Raw genomic sequence first — 17,811 nt, 5'->3', positions numbered from 1 at the left:
GATATGAGATACTTCATTGCTTTTTTAGTGGTTTGTTGTGTAGGATGTACACGATCATCACGTTACGCTTTTACCCTGAAAGGTGATCTGGACGGGATGAAATACGGGAAGGCTTTTTTGATAGCCCCCGGGGATAGTGCAAAGATTCTGTATACGGCAGAGATTGACGGCGGGAAGTTTGAAATCAAGGGTGAGTTGGACGAACCGGGGTCGTATATATTGAAGGTGAATCGTAGGCAGTTCTATTTTTTCATGGATGGAAAGAATATGGAGGTGACAGGCGATTATTCAAAGTTGGGGAATCGTAGCGTGAAAGGCTCTCCTGCCAATGACTTGAACGAGGAATACGATAAGATTGCTCAAGAACAATTCTATACCGTGAGAAACGCACTGATAAGCGAGTACAAGGAGGCTTTGGACGCGGGGGAACAAAAGTTGGCGGACGAGAAGATGACGGAAGCGTTGAAAGCGGAAGAAATTCAATATCGTTTGACGAAAGAGTTTGTCAAGAAATACCCGGACAATATGTTTTCCGCTTATATTGCGGATAATGTAAAAGGGGAGAGCCATGAGAAGGGGAAGGCGTTGTACGACTTGCTTTCGGAAAGGAATAAATCGTCCTATTACGGGCGTTTGTTGAAGAAACACACGGATGAATTGGCGGTTTCGGCTTTGGGGGTTCCTTGTCCTAACTTCACGGCAACGGATGAGTCTGGGAATAAGGTATCTTTGGATTCCCAGAAAGGGAATATTCTGATATTGGATTTTTGGGCATCTTGGTGCGGACCGTGTCGGCAGGAGATGAAAAACCTGCGGGAGCAGTACGCTGAATTTAAAGACCAAGGGGTGCGTATCATGAGTATTTCTTTGGATGATTCCGTGGAGAAATGGAAAAAAGCTTGTGAAGAAGAGCGGATACCGTGGATTAGCGTGAGGGATGACAACGGGTGGTCGAAGTCGGAGATACGGAAATTGTTCGGGATACAGGCCATTCCTTTTATCGTGTTGTTGGATAAAGACGGGAATATCGTGGCAAAGAATATCCGTCGGAATAGTTTACGGGAGAAGATTGTCGAATTGTTGCAAAAATAGTAGGTTATGAAGACAAGAAATATTTTACTGGTTTGTATCATCTTGTGTGGTGCTTTTGGCAGTTATGCCCAACAACAGAAATCGAAGGACGACGTTTTGTTTGAAAAGATACACGCCGTTTATAATCGTATCCCCGGTGGATTGGGTAAAGATGAACTTGTCCGGAAGGTGAATGACGCGGAAAGGGAGGCTCGGCAGGCTATGGATTCTCTTTCCGGCAAGGATGCCAAGCAGAAGGCGGAGTTGCTTTGTTATAACGGGATATTGTGGAGTCTGGGTGCGCAAGCTGTTGAGATGAAAGATAAGGCATTACAAAATGAAGTTGCGGAACGAGTGAAAGGGCTGGATTTGGATTCTCCGGTATTGGAGGTGTTGACAGACGTGGAGAGAACCAATTTGTTGAACGGGTATTTCCGTGTTTTTATGCCGGAATTGTCTGAACTGGCACGTGCTACTTATGTTTTGTATAATATCAAGAGTGAAGAGGTGCGCAATCCTTACGTGTTGTCCGTTTTGGTTTCCGAGTTGAAGCGGCACGGCTACACGGATGAGGTGAAAGGTCTGATGGAGGATATAGAAATTTGTTCCAAGACCGAATCAACCCGTCAGACAGCGTTGGAATTGAAGGAGAGGTATTATCCCGTGCGCGTGGGGGCTATGGCTCCGGATTTCGAAATGGAAGACGAGAACGGGAAAATGATAAAACTTTCGGATTTCAAGGGAAAAGCTGTATTTATTGATGTCTGGGCGACTTGGTGCGGGGGATGCGTGGCAGGATTGCCCGCGTTTATAGAACTCAAAAAGCAATATAAGAATCGGGATGATATTATATTTCTGACTATTTCCGACGACGGGGTGGAAGCAAAAGCCCGTTGGAAGAACTTTCTGCGAGAGAAAAAGTATTCCGGGATTATGCCGCATCTGATTATTAATAAAGAAAAGGATAATTTCACGGGGGATTATTGTATCACGGGTATTCCCCGGTATATCCTGATTGATAAAAGTGGAAAAATTGTGAATGCATGGCATGTCGGGGCGAATCACGAATATTTCCCGTTCTTTTTCTCCATGGAACTGGAGGGGATGAATAGGGAGTGATTTATCATTTTTTTGCAAAAAGGAAGGAACTGATTTGTTAAACAGTTCCTTTTTTTATATTTTTGTTTTCACACGTTGGTGCGAATGCAAATATGGAAAGAAAACAGGTAGATATTAATATGTTGTTACTACGCTTGCAACAAGGGGATGAGAAGGCTTTTCGGAGTTTATTCGAAGAGTTTTATCCCTCGTTATGTTTGTTCGCTACCCATTATTTAGGAGATAAGGATGAAGCTGCCGATATTGTACAGGAGTCTTTTTTGAAGTACTGGAATAAACGGGCTGATTTTGATGATTACCGGAGGATAAAGTCTTTCCTTTATGTCGTGGTTCGCCATGCTTGTTTGAATCATTTGCGGGATAGAAATTTGCGATTGCAGGTTTCCGACGAATTGATTAAAGATACCGAACAAGACTTTCATGATTACTTGATGGAAGAGGAGGCTCATCGTATTTTTAATAAGGCGATTGATAGTTTGCCAAACCAGATGCGTGCCGTGATTAATTATTCGTTGGACGGATTGAAGAATGCTGAGATTGCCGAGAAAATGAATCTGACAGAAGGGACGGTGCATGCTTATAAAAAAGAGGCTTATAAAAAGTTGAAAATCAGTTTAAGAGAGTGTTATTATTTATTATCTGTATTTGTGTATTTATTTTTCGAGTAGTTAATAAATATTAAATCAAAGCATACTGACACTCCATAAAATTTATTTTTTGTGTTCTAGGATAAAATGAATACAGAAGATAGGTTTGAATATGGATGATAAATATTTTGATATTGCCGAATTGGTAAGTAAATACCTCGTGAATGATTTGACGGATTCCGAACGGGAACGTTTAATGGAATGGGTGAAATTGTCCGAAAAGAATGGCGCTTGGTTTCGTTCGGTTACGGAAGAGGAGTTTGTCAGGTTGAAGCGTCAGGAATTAAAAGCTGTTGATATAAATCAAGGTTGGTTTTCTCTCTTGGGTAAGAAGCAACAGGAACGTAAACGGGTGTTGCGGATGTGCTTGTTGAAATACGCCGGTATATTTATACTTCCCGTTCTGGCATTAACGATGTATTTTTTTATGCATGAGGAACAATCCACAGTTCCCACGAGTGTAGCGCAAGAGATATTGCCCGGGGTACGTAAGGCTATTCTTCAAATGGCTGACGGTTCGTCGGTTTTGTTACATGCTAGGCAAGTGGATACTTTTAAAGAGAAGGACGGTACGTTAATAGATTTGAACGGGGAAAGTATCGTGTATGAATCAAATGATACTTCCGGTGTTCAAGTGGCAATATATAATACTTTAACGGTGCCTCGCGGCGGGGAGTACGTGTTGACTCTGAGCGACGGTACGGCTGTGCATTTGAATGCGGATTCAAAGTTACGTTTCCCGGTAAAATTTGTAGGTGATAAGAGAGTGGTTAAGTTGGAGGGAGAGGGATATTTTCATGTAGTGCGAAACGAGAATTCTCCTTTTATTGTTGAAGTATCCGGGATGGAAGTAACTGTTCTGGGAACGGAATTCAATGTATTCGGGTATGATGAAAGTGGAGAGGTACGAACTACGTTAATAAACGGGAGTGTGAAAATTTCATCGGAAAAGAACGAGAGAGTGTGTGTACTATCTCCCGGAGAACAGGCTGTGTTTAACAAGGAAAACGGGCAAATAGAAGTGAGTGAAGTAGATGTATCCTATGCTATTGCGTGGAAAGACGGGCTGATACGTTTCAGGGACCGTCCATTGAAAGAGATTATGGGATTTATTTCCCGTTGGTATGATGTGGAAGTCGTTTATAAGGATGAGGACGTGAAGGATTATCTTTTCGGGTGTAATTTCGACAGGCATGCGACAGTATTACCTTTGTTGGAACTTTTCCAAAGTACGGGTACTGTTCACTTCGAGATTGTTGGTAAGAAGATTATTGTAAGTAAATAAAATAGCGAAGAATAGTCGCATATTCTTCGCTCATTAATCAGCCTCTTGGCGGAGGCATAATTGTAATTAAATCTGATTCAAAATTATGAAAAAAAAATGTAGATGTACTCATTGGGAGGGAACAAAAATGAAAAAATTGTTCTTTCTCTGTCAGGTGACTCTTTTTCTTTTGCTTTCCGGTAATATTTTAGCGGATACCAGGGAAAAAGAACCATTGATTAATCTTTCTATGAAAGATGTACCTGTAAAGGATGTGATTTGGGCTATCGAGAAACAATCCAAGCTTGTTTTTGTATATAATACGGCAGACTTGGATAAGGTAGGGAAGATTAGCGTGGAAATCAAGAACAAAACGGTGCGGGAGGCGTTGGATATATGTTTGAAAGACACGGGATTCGAATATATTATTCAACAGAATACAGTGGTGATAAAACGAAAAGGGGTTACTACACGGGAAATACAGAAGGTTACGGTTCGAGGAAAGGTCGTGGATAAGGACGGTGCGCCTCTACCCGGGGTGACTATTTTAATCAAGGGTACTACCGTGGGTGTTTCCACGAACGGGGACGGACAATACGCTATAAGTGTCGCGAAACAGGATAGCCTTGTCTTCGTGTTCTCGTTTATCGGGCTGAAGACCAAAGAAGTCAAGTGGAACGGACAGGAAACATTGAATGTGGTATTGGAAGAAGATTCCCATGTTATGGATGAGGTGGTGGTATCGACGGGGTACAATACTGTCAACCGCAGGGATATGGTCGGTTCCTACACGAGCGTGAAAGCCGCTGATGTCATGATGCCGGCGTATAACTCGATAGACCAGATGTTGCAGGGGCAGGTCGCCGGTATGGTGGTGATGAACACGAGTTCCCGGGTGGGAACAACCCCGAAAATCAAATTGAGGGGAACAACGACTATTTTTGGAAACCAAGCCCCGTTATGGGTGGTAGACGGTATCGTACAGGAAGACCCACTGGAGTTGGAAACCGCGGACGTTATGACTCAAGACCTGAAAGACATTGTGGGCAGTCAGATTTCTTGGTTGAACCCGATGGATATAGAAACGATTACCGTGCTGAAAGATGCTTCAGCCACGGCTGTTTACGGTTCAAAGGCTTCTAACGGGGTAATCGTGATTACCACGAAGAAGGGAAAAGCAGGCAGGTTGACCGTGAACTACACGGGCAACATGACTATTAACACCCGCCCTAATTACGGGATGTTCAATTACATGAACTCCAAGGAGCGGGTGCAGTTCTCGCAAGACGTGTATAATGCCGGAGTGTATTACATGGAAGAACCGATAACTCAGCCGTATACTTACGAGGGAGCCATGAAAATGTATTTGGCGGGCGATTTAAGTTATGATGAATTCATGAAAAGAAAGACTTTTTTGTCAACGGTGAATACGGATTGGTTCGATTTGTTAACCCGTTCGGCTGTCAGTCATAGTCATAACGTGAGTTTGGCAGGAGGTACTGAGGCGGTAACTTACAATGTTTCTTTAGGGTATAACAACACGTTGGGACAGGAAATCGGAAACTCCAACGAGAGAATGACGGGTCGGGTAGCGGTGAATATACGTTTACACGAGAAAGTGCGTTTGGATGCCAGCTTAAATGCAACTTCCAGTACAACAAAGGCTTTTGGCGAAGAAGTGAATCCGATGTCGTATGCCACGACAACGAGTCGTTCCATCCCGGCTTATGATGAAGAGGGAAATCCGGTATATTATCAAAAACGGAAAACGTATTTATACAATAAAAGTGTACAGAGTTTGAGTTACAATTTTATCAATGAACGGGATAATAGCGGCTCTACCAACAAAAATTTGCATGTATCTGCCGCCCTTAACTTCAGGTGGAATATACTGGATTGGTTGAGTTATGAATTTACCGGGGGATATACAGCCTCGAACACCAACGGGGAAACTTATAACACGGAGAGAACGTTCCGTGTGGCTTGGAGGTATCGCGGGTATGATTATGGAGCGGCGGAACCGAACAGTTCATTATTTAAAGCGGCACTTTTACCTTTCGGGGGTGTGTTGTTTACCACGGATGCCACGCAACGTGCTTATAATATCCAGAACAAAGTGTTAATATCCAAATCCTTTAACGAGGACCATCGTCTGAATGCCATGCTGGCAATGGAACTTCGTTCCTCTGCTGTTACCAACAATGCTAATAAAGTATGGGGATATATGCCCGACCGGGGAGAAACTCTGGTAAAACCCACGCCGCCGGATGAATTGCGTCCCTTGAGTAATGCTGTTTCCGGTTGGGGAATATTGGATGAGATTTACGGGAGCGGGACAGGATGGACGCGCACCAAGAATACGGATAATTACCTTTCTTTCTTCGCGACAGTGGCTTACTCGTTGAAAAATCGTTACGTCTTTAATTTCTCGATGCGAAATGACGAGTCCAATCGTTTCGGGCAGGACGTGAATAACCGGTTTGACCCGACATATTCTTTCGGTTTGTCTTGGAGAGTGATGGATGAGCCGTGGTTAGCGGGAATAAAGAATTGGTTGAACAACTTTAACGTTCGTGCCACCTATGGAATACAGGGAAATGCGATGACTAAATTGGGACCGGATTTGACATTAAGACAATATGGCATTCTTTCGGTTTATAACCAGCATTATTCTAAAATCTCCGGTTTGCCGAACCCGAATCTTTCTTGGGAAAAAACAAAGTCTTGGGATTGGGGTGTGGATATGACCTTGCTTAATATATTTGATGTTGTGGTTGATTATTATAGAAGAAATTCGAACGTTATTGTCACCCAAGATTTGCCTTCCGAATACGGAATGTCGGATATGAAAATGAACGGGGGAAAAATAACGAACGAAGGAGTTGAGTTCACGGTTAGCTTTACCCCGGTAAGGACTAAAGATTGGGCTTTAAGTATCGCATTGAACTCTTCAAAAAACTGGAATAAAACAGGAAAAGAAGAATACGAAGCCACAAGAGATGAGTTACTTGCCGGTAATAGCGAGAAAATTTTGAAAAAAGGTTATCCGGTGGGAGGTTTTTGGTCTTATTCTTTTGCCGGGTTAAGCAGTGAGGATGGTCGCCCCTTGTTTAATTATCTTGATGTGCCGGAAGCTGAAAGAAATTCCGGGGTAGACCCGACTACTTACTTGGTGTATTCCGGTACGAAAGAACCGAATTTCACCGGGGGATTGAATTTCAGTTTACGTTGGAAGACGTTGACACTTTCATCCGGTTTCTCCCTGTTGTTAGGATGCAAAAAACGTTTGCCTTCTCCATACGCCAATATACCTAATGGAGCGAAAATCCCGGATTCGGATGTGAATTTGAGTAAGGATTTAACCAAACGTTGGAAGAAACCGGGAGATGAAAACTACACGAAAATCCCCGGATTGGTGACGACGCTGAGTAGTAATGTTGTTTTACCGAATGGTTCGGAGGAACAATGGATGAGAGTGTGGGAACAATCTGATGCTTTGGTGGCGGATGCTTCATTCTTGCGTTGCAGGCAATTGTCATTGTCTTGGCGGATTGGCGAAGATTGGTGCAAACGGATGGGGTTGAAGACGCTTTCCTTGAACGCCACGGTTTCAAATTTATTTGTTATAGCAAGCAAGCGCTTTAACGGTTTTGACCCGGAATTGGGGGATAGTGTGCATCCGAAGAATTATTCCGTGGGAATTAATATTGGATTTTAAAAATGTAGGATGATGAAAAAGTTATTGATAATATTATGCGCGGGTTTATTAGCCGCTTGTTCGGATTTCTTGGAACCCAAATCGCAAAGTGAATATATCCCGAGAGAAGCTGCTGCCTTGAATGAAATGTTATTGGGGAATGCTTATATACAAGCGGCAGGAGGGGACGAGGTCATGAATCTGTTGTTGATGTTCGACGATGATATCATGTGTTCGGATTCGGCAGGTGCGATAAACACGATGGTGATGACGGGAGATGATTTTCTGTTATTGGAGAAACTTTACGCGTGGCAGCCGGACATTTTTATACAGGAAGGTACTTTGATGTATCAATCCCCTTGGGACTGGTTCTATTCTTATATCTTGGGAGCGAATGCGGCGTTGGATTACATTGATGGAGTTTCGGGAACCGATGATGAAAAAAATATCGTGAAAGCTCAGGCTTTCGCTTTGCGCGGTTACTATTATTTCCAGTTGGTAAACATGTGGGGAGCTCCCTATAACTATGACAAGAAAGCATTGGGGGTACCCTTGAAAGTGACCAGTGCGTTGGAAGCGAAAGAACTTCCACGAAACACGGTTGAAGAAGTGTACGCTCAGATTTTGGCGGATTTGAATGAAGCTGAGAAATCATACGAGAAATTGCCCAAGGAACAACAATACCGGAAAGATTACAGAACCAGTTTACCCATGGTGCAATTATTGAAATCCAGAGTTTACCTGTACATGGAGGATTGGAAAAATGCGGCTATTTACGCGCAGAAAGTGATTGATGATTGGGATTTCATGTTGACAGACCTCAACTCTTTGCCCCAGAAAACGACGGCACAACCGTATTATAATTTTATTTCGCAAGATTGTTCGGAAGTGATTTGGGTGTTCGGGAAGATAGATAAATTTGTGAATTTAGTGAAGCAGGAAATGATATTTCCCGACCCTTATAAACCGGGACAAAACTTAGAAACTAATTTCTTTAATGCTTCTTCCGGGTTGCTTGACGCTTTCAAAGCCGGGGACCTTCGGAAAGAGAATTATATCGTGCGTTCTCCTTACACTGATTCCAAAGATAACCAGCATCTTGGTGGATACGCCCCTTACGGGAAATTCGCGGTGAACTATGCCCATGAACCTATTAGCAACACGAACTTCGCTCACGCGTTTCGGTTGGCGGAAGCCTATTTGAATTTGGCAGAGGCTGCTGCGTTGGATAAGGATGAGAAAACAGCTAAACAAGCATTGGAAACATTGTTGGAGAAGCGTTTTGTGCCGGGCACAGTTTCGGTGACGGAAACGGGAAATGCATTGATTGAACGTGTCCGTTTGGAAAGACGGTTGGAATTATGTTTCGAGGGACATCGTTGGTTTGACCTGCGTCGCTACGGGATGCCGTCCATCACCCACGAGTGGAAGAGTAACGGACAGGTTATCAAGCGTTACACGTTGAAAGAAAAAGACCCGTTCTACACGTGGCCTATCCCGCAGGATGTGATGGAAGATAACAGAAAGTTGATACAAAATCCGTTACCGGAAGTAAGAAATTAAAGAGAATATGCTATGAAATGGAGATATTATTTATATAGTTTATTAGGCTGCGTCTTGTTTTTTTCCTGCTATAATGAAGATACATTGACAGATGACGCGAGTGGTGAAGATTTAGTTCGGTTTGAATTCCCTCAAGGCACGAATTCATGGGATGATGACGTGGTAGCTATCAAGGAGAAATTCAACGTGTGTATTATTTACAAGGATTTCCAAGCCTCTGATTTGAATCGGACATGGACGGGAACTATTGGAAGCCAGACCTATTTTGGCGAGGGATTAAAGAGTGATGAACAAGCGGAGTTCATGATTAGTTTCATGAAAAACCATGTTTTTGCCTATCTGAACCCGGCGATTACTCAAAAGGTGTTTCCGATGTATTATTACATGGTTTATGATTGTCATGCTCCATTCGTGTTTGGACCTTACAATTTGAAAGCACCCATGAAAAATATTTTTGACGGGATGGATTATTGGTCGCTTTGTATGTTCTATGGGGAATCGGATGCTATGTCGGATATGCTCTATGGCAGACTTGAAGCTCCGGAAACCCCGGAAGATTTTTGGGAGTGGAGAGGAGTTATCTTGTATAAAATTTTAGAGAAAGCCTATGAAAAGGGAAATATAATTATGCCGGAAGAATTTCAAGCAGGGATTGACTATAGAACAGAGGTTGAATCCGATCCGGGAACAGAGGGAAATCCCAATTATTACGCGAAGCGCGGTTTCCCGGGTTTATCGGTTACTTACACGAGGATGGATGCGCTGAAGAGTATTGGAAACACCAACCCGAGTAAGAACTTTTTCGCTTACATACATTTGGGTATGAGGTACACTTCGGAAGAACTGGAAGCAAAGCATCCGAAAGCAAATAATCCCTTGTTGTGGGAAAAGCGTCAATACGTTCTTAATTACATGAAGACTAAATACGATTTGGATTTGGAGGCGATAGCTAAAATTCCGGCTGTGAATTAATTATCAAAAAAATATTTCAAATAATGGAACTGTCTAACGTTTCTCTTGTTAGACGGTTCCCACTCTAGTATTGATTAAAAAATGTATTGTATGAATTATTGGTATGTAAATTTACTGGGACTACTCTTTTTTATTTTCCCGTGCAGTGGGAATGCTCAATCCCGAACTTCATTGCAAGATGAAGTAATCAAAGAATGGAACACCTACAGTCTTGAGGGAGCCACCGTAGAATCGATTTTAAAGCAGAGAGCGGCTGTGGAGAAAATGATTCTTGCCCGTGACAAGAAAGATGAAATGGCACGTCTTGCCAATCAAGTGAAGGCAATAAATCTGGTTGCCGATTATTATAGACAACACCGGGACGCTGGTGTGAATAAAAGTGCGTTACGGAAAGTATTGAAAGGCGTACGTTTTGATTCGCGGGAGTTTTTGGCACTTCCCAATCTTGAAAGAAACATAAATACTTATTTCAACGTGAAAGCCTTGGCGGACGGTTACGAGGCATCCCGGATTTTAGGCGATAAACGGGATGAATTGGAGTACGAAAAATACAAACAAATACTGGAATCCCGAAATTCCGATTTGATATTGTCTTATTTTGCAGGGATTAGGAGTGATTTTATTCTCAACTACACGGAAGCATTGAAAAAAGCCCGCCCTCTATTCGTGCTATATATGCCGGAGGGAGAATTAAGGCAGTTAGTGATGGATTTGTATGCCGCGAAGGAACGTTTGAGTTCGGGAAAGGATGCTCCTCTCTTTACTTTAATAGACTATAAAAGACAAGAGCACTCTCTTCAAGATTTCAGGGGTAAAATATTGATAATCGACGTGTGGGCGACTTGGTGTGGAGGATGTATCCGTAAATTACCTTATTTTATGAAAGTTGCGGAGAAGTATAAAGACCGTGCGGACGTGGAATTTATCACGATATCCATTGACGAGGAGGGCAAATTCAATCATTGGAAGTACTCTTTGCCAAGATACAAATTGTTAGGAGTTAAGAATTTGATTGCCTTCCCGAAATCGACACCCTTTCAGGACGATTATGACATACACGGTATTCCCCGGTATATCATAATAGATAAAGACGGGAAAATAATTGATACCGACGTTCCCGGTCCGGGTAATGGTTTCGAAGAATTTGTGGATAAATTATTAGGTAGTTCAATTTAAGCGTACGAGATATGAATAATTGTGTAAAGAAAGGCGTTTTGCTAGTCGTTGCTGTTTTTGCTTTCATGAGCGGTTGGGGACAAGCGAACGTGTTGGAACAGCAAAAGAAAGAATTCGAACAGGGAAAACGTGATATCGATTTTTTAGCGTCTTATATCGCTAATTTAAAAGAGAGTAAAGAGCGTCAGGCTCTGAGTCGGGCATTGGATTGTTATATCGTGCTCTTGCCCGAGGAACAACGGTACGCGGAACAAAGTGTACAGGATTTTATCAGTTACATCGATTATCAGGAAAGTCAGGTTTGTCTGGATTATATCAAGAATTGGGATAAACTCACTTTGAGTGAAGAACAGGTGAAACAGATGAGTCCCAAGATGGAAGTGATGATTTTATGGCCGGTGTTTCATTGGATGACTTCTCCCGCCGAGAAAAAGCCGGCACAGCCCGATTGTGAAGAAATCGTGTTATTATTGGAAAATAACAACGTGGCAGCCGTGTCCCCGACTTGTAAAACTTTGTTGGAAATGTGGCAATTATACAAGCGGAAAGATATTGATAAAATGGTGAAATTATTCGTTGGAATGCTACAATCCGGGGGGACTGTAAGCGGGATAGTAGACATCGGAGTGATAGGTTATTTAGTGAATTATCTGTTGGAGGAAACAAACGTGTCACAGGCACAGGAAATACAATCTGCCTTGGAAAACCTCTTGAAGGACGATTCATTGGAAAGGTCTAAAGCCAGTTTACTGAAAGGATGGAATGATGATTTTACCGGTAAAATCTTGCTAGGAGAAGAATAATGAAAATAGGGATTATTTTTATCATGCTGTTGTGTATCGGGTGTTCCGGTACACAACAATACTCCTTCTCGATTCGGGGAAACGTGGAAGGTGCCAAATATGGCAAAGCATTCTTGTTGACACCCAAGGAAGAAGTCATTTGTTCCACGAAAATCGATGGAGGTGATTTTGAATTGCGGGGAACTTTGAACGAACCCGGGCAATATGTATTGAGAGTGAACCGGCAACAATTCATGTTCTTCATGGATGGAAAGAAAATGCGAATAGAGTGCCCCTATCGTTCTTTCTCGTCCAAGTACTTGAAAGGAGCTCCGGCAAACGATTTGTCCATAGAGTATGGCAAACTCCAAGAAGACTATACGGCAAAGCAAGAGCGTTTTTTAAAAGAATATAAAAAAGCGATGGATGCCGGGAATCAAAAAGCGGCAGACGAGGCGATGACTCAAGTGCTGTTAGTTGGAGAATCGGAATTTGTCCTCACGAAAGAGTTCGTGCGTGAGCATCCCGACAATATCTTTTCGGCTTACATTTCGGAGAAAGCGGGGAGAGAGAATTACACGAAGGCAAAAGAGTTGTACGAGTTGCTGACTCCCCGGGCTCAACAATATTCATGGGGACGTCTGTTGAAACAGCACCTTGACGGTTTGGCAGCGTCCGCCGAAGGACTCGTGTGTCCGGAATTTACCGTGTCGGACGAGGATGGTAATCCGGTTACAATGAATTCCTTGAAGGGAGATATTCTCGTTCTCGACTTTTGGGCATCTTGGTGTGGTCCGTGCCGTCAGGAGATGAAAAGTTTGAGAGAACAATACAAGGAGTTCAAGGATAAAGGCGTACGTTTCGTGAGCATCTCTCTGGATGCCTCTTCGGAAAAATGGAAAGAAGCGTGCAAGGAAGAGAACATTCCTTGGCTCAGTACTTTGGCGGATGGTGGATGGGATGATTCCGAGGTGCGAAAACTGTTCGGCATACAATCCATCCCTCACATCATACTGGTTGGCAAAGACGGGAAAATCGTGGGTAAAAACTTGCGTCGCAATCTTTTGCGAGATAAAATCATCGAGTTGTTGAACAAATAAATTGTACTCCAAATGGGAAAAAAATTATTGATACAATTTATGATTGTATGGGGAGTTTGTGTGTCCGCTTATGCACGGGAACAACAAGCTTCTGACACGAGTACGGTCGTGAAAATGAATCTCGACACCCCGGATTTGGAATCGTTGCGGGAACCCGAAATCATTCGCCTCGTGAATAGAGTCTTGGCTCTCAAGGAACCCAAGTTGGACGTGATGGGGCGTGCCACGTGGGTATTATATAACATCCGGAGCGAGCGAGTGAGAGAATGTTACGTCATGTGGGCATTAGCTGAAAAATTGGATCGAGGGGATAACACGTTTATCGAGCATATTTTCACGGATATGGATTTGTGTTCCGTGTCTGAAAAATTGACAAATAGAGCCCGGGAATTGGTAGCCTTGTACGAACCTTTGCAACCCGGAAAGGATGCCCCGGACTTTGAACTCGAGTCGAGCGACGGGAAAACCATTCGTTTGCACGATTTGCAAGGGAAACCGTTGTATATAGAAGTGTGGAAACTTGATTCCGCGAATTGTCGGAAAGATTTGGCACGTTTGGAAGAATTGAAGTCGGAACATAAAAATGTTCAGTTCGTGACGGTGGTCGTTGAACCTCTGGGCAAGAAAGAAGCTTGGAAACAATTTTTGAGGGATAACGGTCACGAGGGCAAAGGCATTCATCTCTTTGCCGACGAGAACGCTGCTTTCCGCGAGGCATATCGTATTAAGTCCATCCCCCGGTGTATATTGTTTGACGCGAAAGGGAAATTCCTAATCCCGTGGAGTGTATCACCGGGGAATGAGTATTTCCCCTATTTCCTTTCTATGTTGAAACAGCAACAGGGGAATAAAATGAAGTAATTAATGTATTAAATAAATAGAGTGATGAAAATAAAGAAATTATTCGGGAGCGTGTTGTTCATGTGTGCCGTGTTTGTGGCAGAAGCACAGACTCCTGTCGATTGGCACTTGTTGTCGCCTGCCAAAGACAAAGTTTACGGGGCAGGTATTTTAGAAGCTTACCGCGAGCTGGAGAATACTACTCCCAAGCGAAAAGTGGTAGTGGCGTTAATTGACGCGGGCTTTGACGTGCAACACGAGGCTTTGGCTAACGTCTTGTGGCGAAACAAGAAAGAAGTTGCCGGGAATGGAAAAGACGACGATAAAAACGGGTATCGTGACGACCTGCATGGTTGGAATTTTCTAGCGTCCCCTGACGGTAAGTTAATCGAGAGGACTTCCGATGAAGCTTTCCGGCAGTTCTTGAAAGTAAAGGAGCGTTTCGATGAACTTCACGGGAAGGAAAGAAGTGATGAAGAAAGCAACGAATACATCGGGTATCTTAAATTTGCAAAGAACAGTCGGTTAGTATCCCTGTACACGGGAGCAAGTTTTAATTACAATATAGCTAAAGGCGTCGAAGAATTAGATCGGCTGTTACGGGAAAAATGTCCCGATCGTGAACCTACACTGGAAGATTTTGCAGCCTTGAACCCGATAGTGCAACAATCCGGTGATACGCTTCAGAAAATCGCCTACTATACTTATAGTATAATATGGAGCTTCGGGAATCAAAATAAGAAATGGGATACCCTGTATCGAAATCGCTACAGAAGCAGTGAGGCACAGCGTCAGGAGTGTGAAAAAGCGTGGGCGGCATTGGTCGACGAGAGGAGTTTGGCGAACGATGATTTCAATACCCTGTCAAACAAATATTACGGGAACCACGACTTCCTTTCTGCTGCAGCCGACGAGGGAACAGCCGTGGCGGGCATCATTGCCGCCGCACCCGGTGTCGCCAAGGGGATAAAGGGAATTTCCGATCAAGTGGAATTGATGCTTATCCGTGCCGTCCCCTCCTCCGGTGACGCGTATGATAAGGACATAGCTTTAGCCATTCGTTACGCGGTAGAACAAGGAGCGGATATCATCAACATCAGTTTTGGGAAATATATGTTGGATAACCCGAAATGGATAGATGATGCTATTGCCTATGCCGAGAAACACGATGTATTGATTGTGCATTCTGCCGGCGATAACTATCGTGACACGGAGAAAGACCCGTATTTTCCGGTGGCACAAGGTCAGGGGCGTAAACACGCGTTCTCCAATATAATCACGGTCGGAGCCTCCGATATGGAGGGAAATCCTTATATCAACAGTAATTACGGGGCAAGCAGTGTCGATGTCTTCGCTCCCGGCGTGCAATTGTACACAACGGTTCGCGGGGATAACTATCGTAAAGTGACGGGTACGAAAATAGCGGCTCCGGTAGTCACCGGTATCGCAGCCATGTTGAAATCTTATTACCCCTCGCTCAAAGCCTCACGAATAAAGGATATTTTAGTACGCACTGCCCGGCAGACGCCCTCTGCCACTGTCCCCTTCCCGCATGATCCGACCAATAGTGAAGGTGCGCCGACCGGGGGATATGACCGGTTATGTGTATCGGGAGGTATTGTTGATGCCGTTGCCGCTGTTCAACTGGCACGTGAGATTTGTAAGGGAAAGTAATTAAAAATATTCAGTATGAAATTCAAACAATTATATATTAGTCTGTTGGTCGTGAGTCTTGCTTTTTCGTGTTTCACGACCAAGGCAGAAACTCCTGCCTTTTATGTAGAAGTGCCTTACACGACCATCAACGGAAAGATTATCATTGAAGCGCGGGCAGAAGGCGTCCCGGGAAAATTTATTTTTGACACGGGTGCACCTACTTATATCACCTATTCTCTGGCTCGGCGTCTTTCTTTAGACGCCACAAGCACGCAAAATATTCTGGATGCTCACAATCAGTCGATGACTTTGGAGAAGACACAATTGAAAAGTTTGTCCATGGGGATAAAGCCGGGAATTAATATAGAAGAAATTCCGGTCACGATTATGCCTGAAGGTCATCTTATCGAACAATTCGGCGTGGATGGAATGATTGGTTGCGAGTTATTTCCGGGGGCAGTCGTGCGTATAGATTCTCGTCAGAAAAAGATAATTATAACCGATAACATTTCCCCTTTCCGTATTAATTTGAGGAATCGTTTGCCGTTGCTCCACGTGCAAGGGCAGATACCGTTTATAGAATTGAACGTGGGAGCGGGGGTGATAGAAACGGTTATGTTCGATAGCGGTTCGGGAGCTTTCTATGAAATGACCACGGCGACCGCATCGGAAGCTCTTCGGGAGAATGCCGCTGCTTTGGAATCCAAGGGATACGGTAGTAGTGGTATCGGTATGGCGGGGGCTGCCTCTGCCGGCGAACATAATTTGATTCGTTTATTTGAGTTGCGTGTCAGCACGGGACGTTTCCGGAATATTGTCACGGAATCGATGGATGCACCGTGTTCCCGTTTGGGTTCACAATTATTGGACTACGGTACGGTGACGATTGATTACGCCTCGAGCGCTTTTTATTTTGAGCCTTTTGAATCGGCACCTCAAGATTTGTACAAGAAAAGATGGAACGTGGATTTCACCGTGGCGAATGGTCACGTCGTGATTGCTTGCGTTTGGGGAGAGCTGGTGGAAAAGATTTCTCCGGGAGAACGTGTTTTGAAGATAGACGGGGAACCCGTCGGGGAGGTAAATGTCGCCGATGCCTTACAATCTTCGATAGTGAAAATTAAGAACGAGAAAGCTGTTATCACGGTTTTACGACAAGATGGAACGGAAGTGGACGTTACTATTGAGAAAAAATAAATAGTTGACATATTTTTGAAGTGAGGTTGCCATGCAATCTCACTTTATTTTCTGTTTCTCTTTTACTTTTTTCTTTCATTTCTATATGAAATAAATTGAATAGTAATTTGGATTTAGATTAAATCACTACCTTTGTAATTATAATCAGGATATTACAAAAGGAGTTATGGAAATGTTCTTAAGTGCATTGCAGAGAGGTGACGAGAAAGCCTTCCGATTGCTGTTTAATGAATTCTATACTGCGCTTTGCTTATTTGCAGAGCGCTTTTTAGGAGATCGGGAAGCGGCGGCGGATGTGGTGCAGGAGGCATTTCTGAAATACTGGGATCGACATTCTGATTTTGATAATTACTACAAGATAAAATCATTCCTTTACGTGGTCGTGCGGCACACGTGCCTGAATCAACTTCGCGATAAACGGATTCATGTGGAAATCACGGAAGATGTCGCTATCGAGTCCGATGAGTTTTTCCGTGAGCAGGTTATGGAAGAAGAGGCATATCGTGTCTTCTATCGTTCGATAGAAGAATTACCGCAACAGATGCGAAATGTAATTCAGTATGCCTTGGAAGGATTAAAAAATTCGGAAATCGCGGAAAAAATGGGTGTTTCCGATCATGCCGTTCATGCTTATAAAAAAGAAGCGTACAAAAGATTGAAGGTCAGAATGAAAGATCATTATTATTTGTTGCAGGTAATCTTTTGTGTATTGCTTAAATAATTAATA

General features: G+C 43.4%; 14 protein-coding genes. All 14 read left to right on the top strand.

The genetic code is table 11. The features are described 5' to 3' along the window. Positions 1-3 precede the first annotated feature (3 nt). On the top strand, positions 4-1,092 hold the full coding sequence (locus H8S64_RS17195) for a TlpA disulfide reductase family protein (protein WP_186977675.1): 1,089 nt from the start codon (positions 4-6) through the stop codon (positions 1,090-1,092). 6 nt (positions 1,093-1,098) lie between these two features. Next, a complete protein-coding gene (locus H8S64_RS17190) occupies positions 1,099-2,190 on the top strand; it encodes a TlpA family protein disulfide reductase (protein WP_186977673.1) in 1,092 nt (363 codons plus the stop codon). A gap of 92 nt (positions 2,191-2,282) precedes the next feature. Next, positions 2,283-2,858, top strand: coding sequence for an RNA polymerase sigma factor (locus tag H8S64_RS17185; RefSeq protein ID WP_186977671.1), 576 nt, complete (start codon positions 2,283-2,285; stop codon positions 2,856-2,858). A 91-nt stretch (positions 2,859-2,949) separates the two neighbouring features. After that, on the top strand, positions 2,950-4,122 hold the full coding sequence (locus H8S64_RS17180; RefSeq protein WP_186977669.1) for a FecR family protein: 1,173 nt from the start codon (positions 2,950-2,952) through the stop codon (positions 4,120-4,122). Positions 4,123-4,207: 85 nt separating this feature from the next. Continuing rightward, positions 4,208-7,819 (top strand): SusC/RagA family TonB-linked outer membrane protein, encoded by a 3,612-nt coding sequence (locus tag H8S64_RS17175; RefSeq protein WP_255469585.1) that lies wholly within the window; start codon positions 4,208-4,210, stop codon positions 7,817-7,819. A 12-nt stretch (positions 7,820-7,831) separates the two neighbouring features. Beyond that, positions 7,832-9,361 (top strand): RagB/SusD family nutrient uptake outer membrane protein, encoded by a 1,530-nt coding sequence (locus tag H8S64_RS17170; protein WP_099290347.1) that lies wholly within the window; start codon positions 7,832-7,834, stop codon positions 9,359-9,361. Positions 9,362-9,373: 12 nt separating this feature from the next. Next, entirely contained in the window at positions 9,374-10,333 is a 960-nt protein-coding gene (locus H8S64_RS17165) for a hypothetical protein (protein ID WP_186977667.1), read from the top strand. 90 nt (positions 10,334-10,423) lie between these two features. After that, the gene (locus tag H8S64_RS17160) at positions 10,424-11,509 is read left to right on the top strand and encodes a TlpA family protein disulfide reductase (protein ID WP_186977665.1); all 1,086 of its coding nucleotides are present in this window, start codon (positions 10,424-10,426) and stop codon (positions 11,507-11,509) included. Positions 11,510-11,520: 11 nt separating this feature from the next. Beyond that, entirely contained in the window at positions 11,521-12,312 is a 792-nt protein-coding gene (locus tag H8S64_RS17155) for a hypothetical protein (RefSeq protein WP_186977663.1), read from the top strand. Further along, positions 12,312-13,391 (top strand): TlpA disulfide reductase family protein, encoded by a 1,080-nt coding sequence (locus H8S64_RS17150; RefSeq protein WP_186977661.1) that lies wholly within the window; start codon positions 12,312-12,314, stop codon positions 13,389-13,391. Before H8S64_RS17155 ends, H8S64_RS17150 begins: the two co-directional genes overlap by 1 nt. 12 nt (positions 13,392-13,403) lie before the next feature. Further along, positions 13,404-14,252, top strand: coding sequence for a TlpA family protein disulfide reductase (locus H8S64_RS17145; protein ID WP_186977659.1), 849 nt, complete (start codon positions 13,404-13,406; stop codon positions 14,250-14,252). A gap of 24 nt (positions 14,253-14,276) precedes the next feature. Beyond that, positions 14,277-15,905 (top strand): S8 family serine peptidase, encoded by a 1,629-nt coding sequence (locus H8S64_RS17140; protein WP_186977657.1) that lies wholly within the window; start codon positions 14,277-14,279, stop codon positions 15,903-15,905. A gap of 15 nt (positions 15,906-15,920) precedes the next feature. Continuing rightward, positions 15,921-17,084: a retropepsin-like aspartic protease gene (locus tag H8S64_RS17135; RefSeq protein ID WP_186977655.1), complete on the top strand. Its 1,164-nt coding sequence runs from the start codon at positions 15,921-15,923 to the stop codon at positions 17,082-17,084. Positions 17,085-17,250: 166 nt separating this feature from the next. Then, positions 17,251-17,805, top strand: a complete 555-nt coding sequence (locus tag H8S64_RS17130) for an RNA polymerase sigma factor (protein ID WP_186977653.1) — start codon at positions 17,251-17,253, stop codon at positions 17,803-17,805. Positions 17,806-17,811: the final 6 nt, after the last annotated feature.

The organism is Butyricimonas hominis (assembly GCF_014287455.1).
GTDB classification, from domain to species: Bacteria; Bacteroidota; Bacteroidia; order Bacteroidales; family Marinifilaceae; genus Butyricimonas; species Butyricimonas muris.
This window is presented reverse-complemented; position numbering and strand designations above follow the sequence as displayed.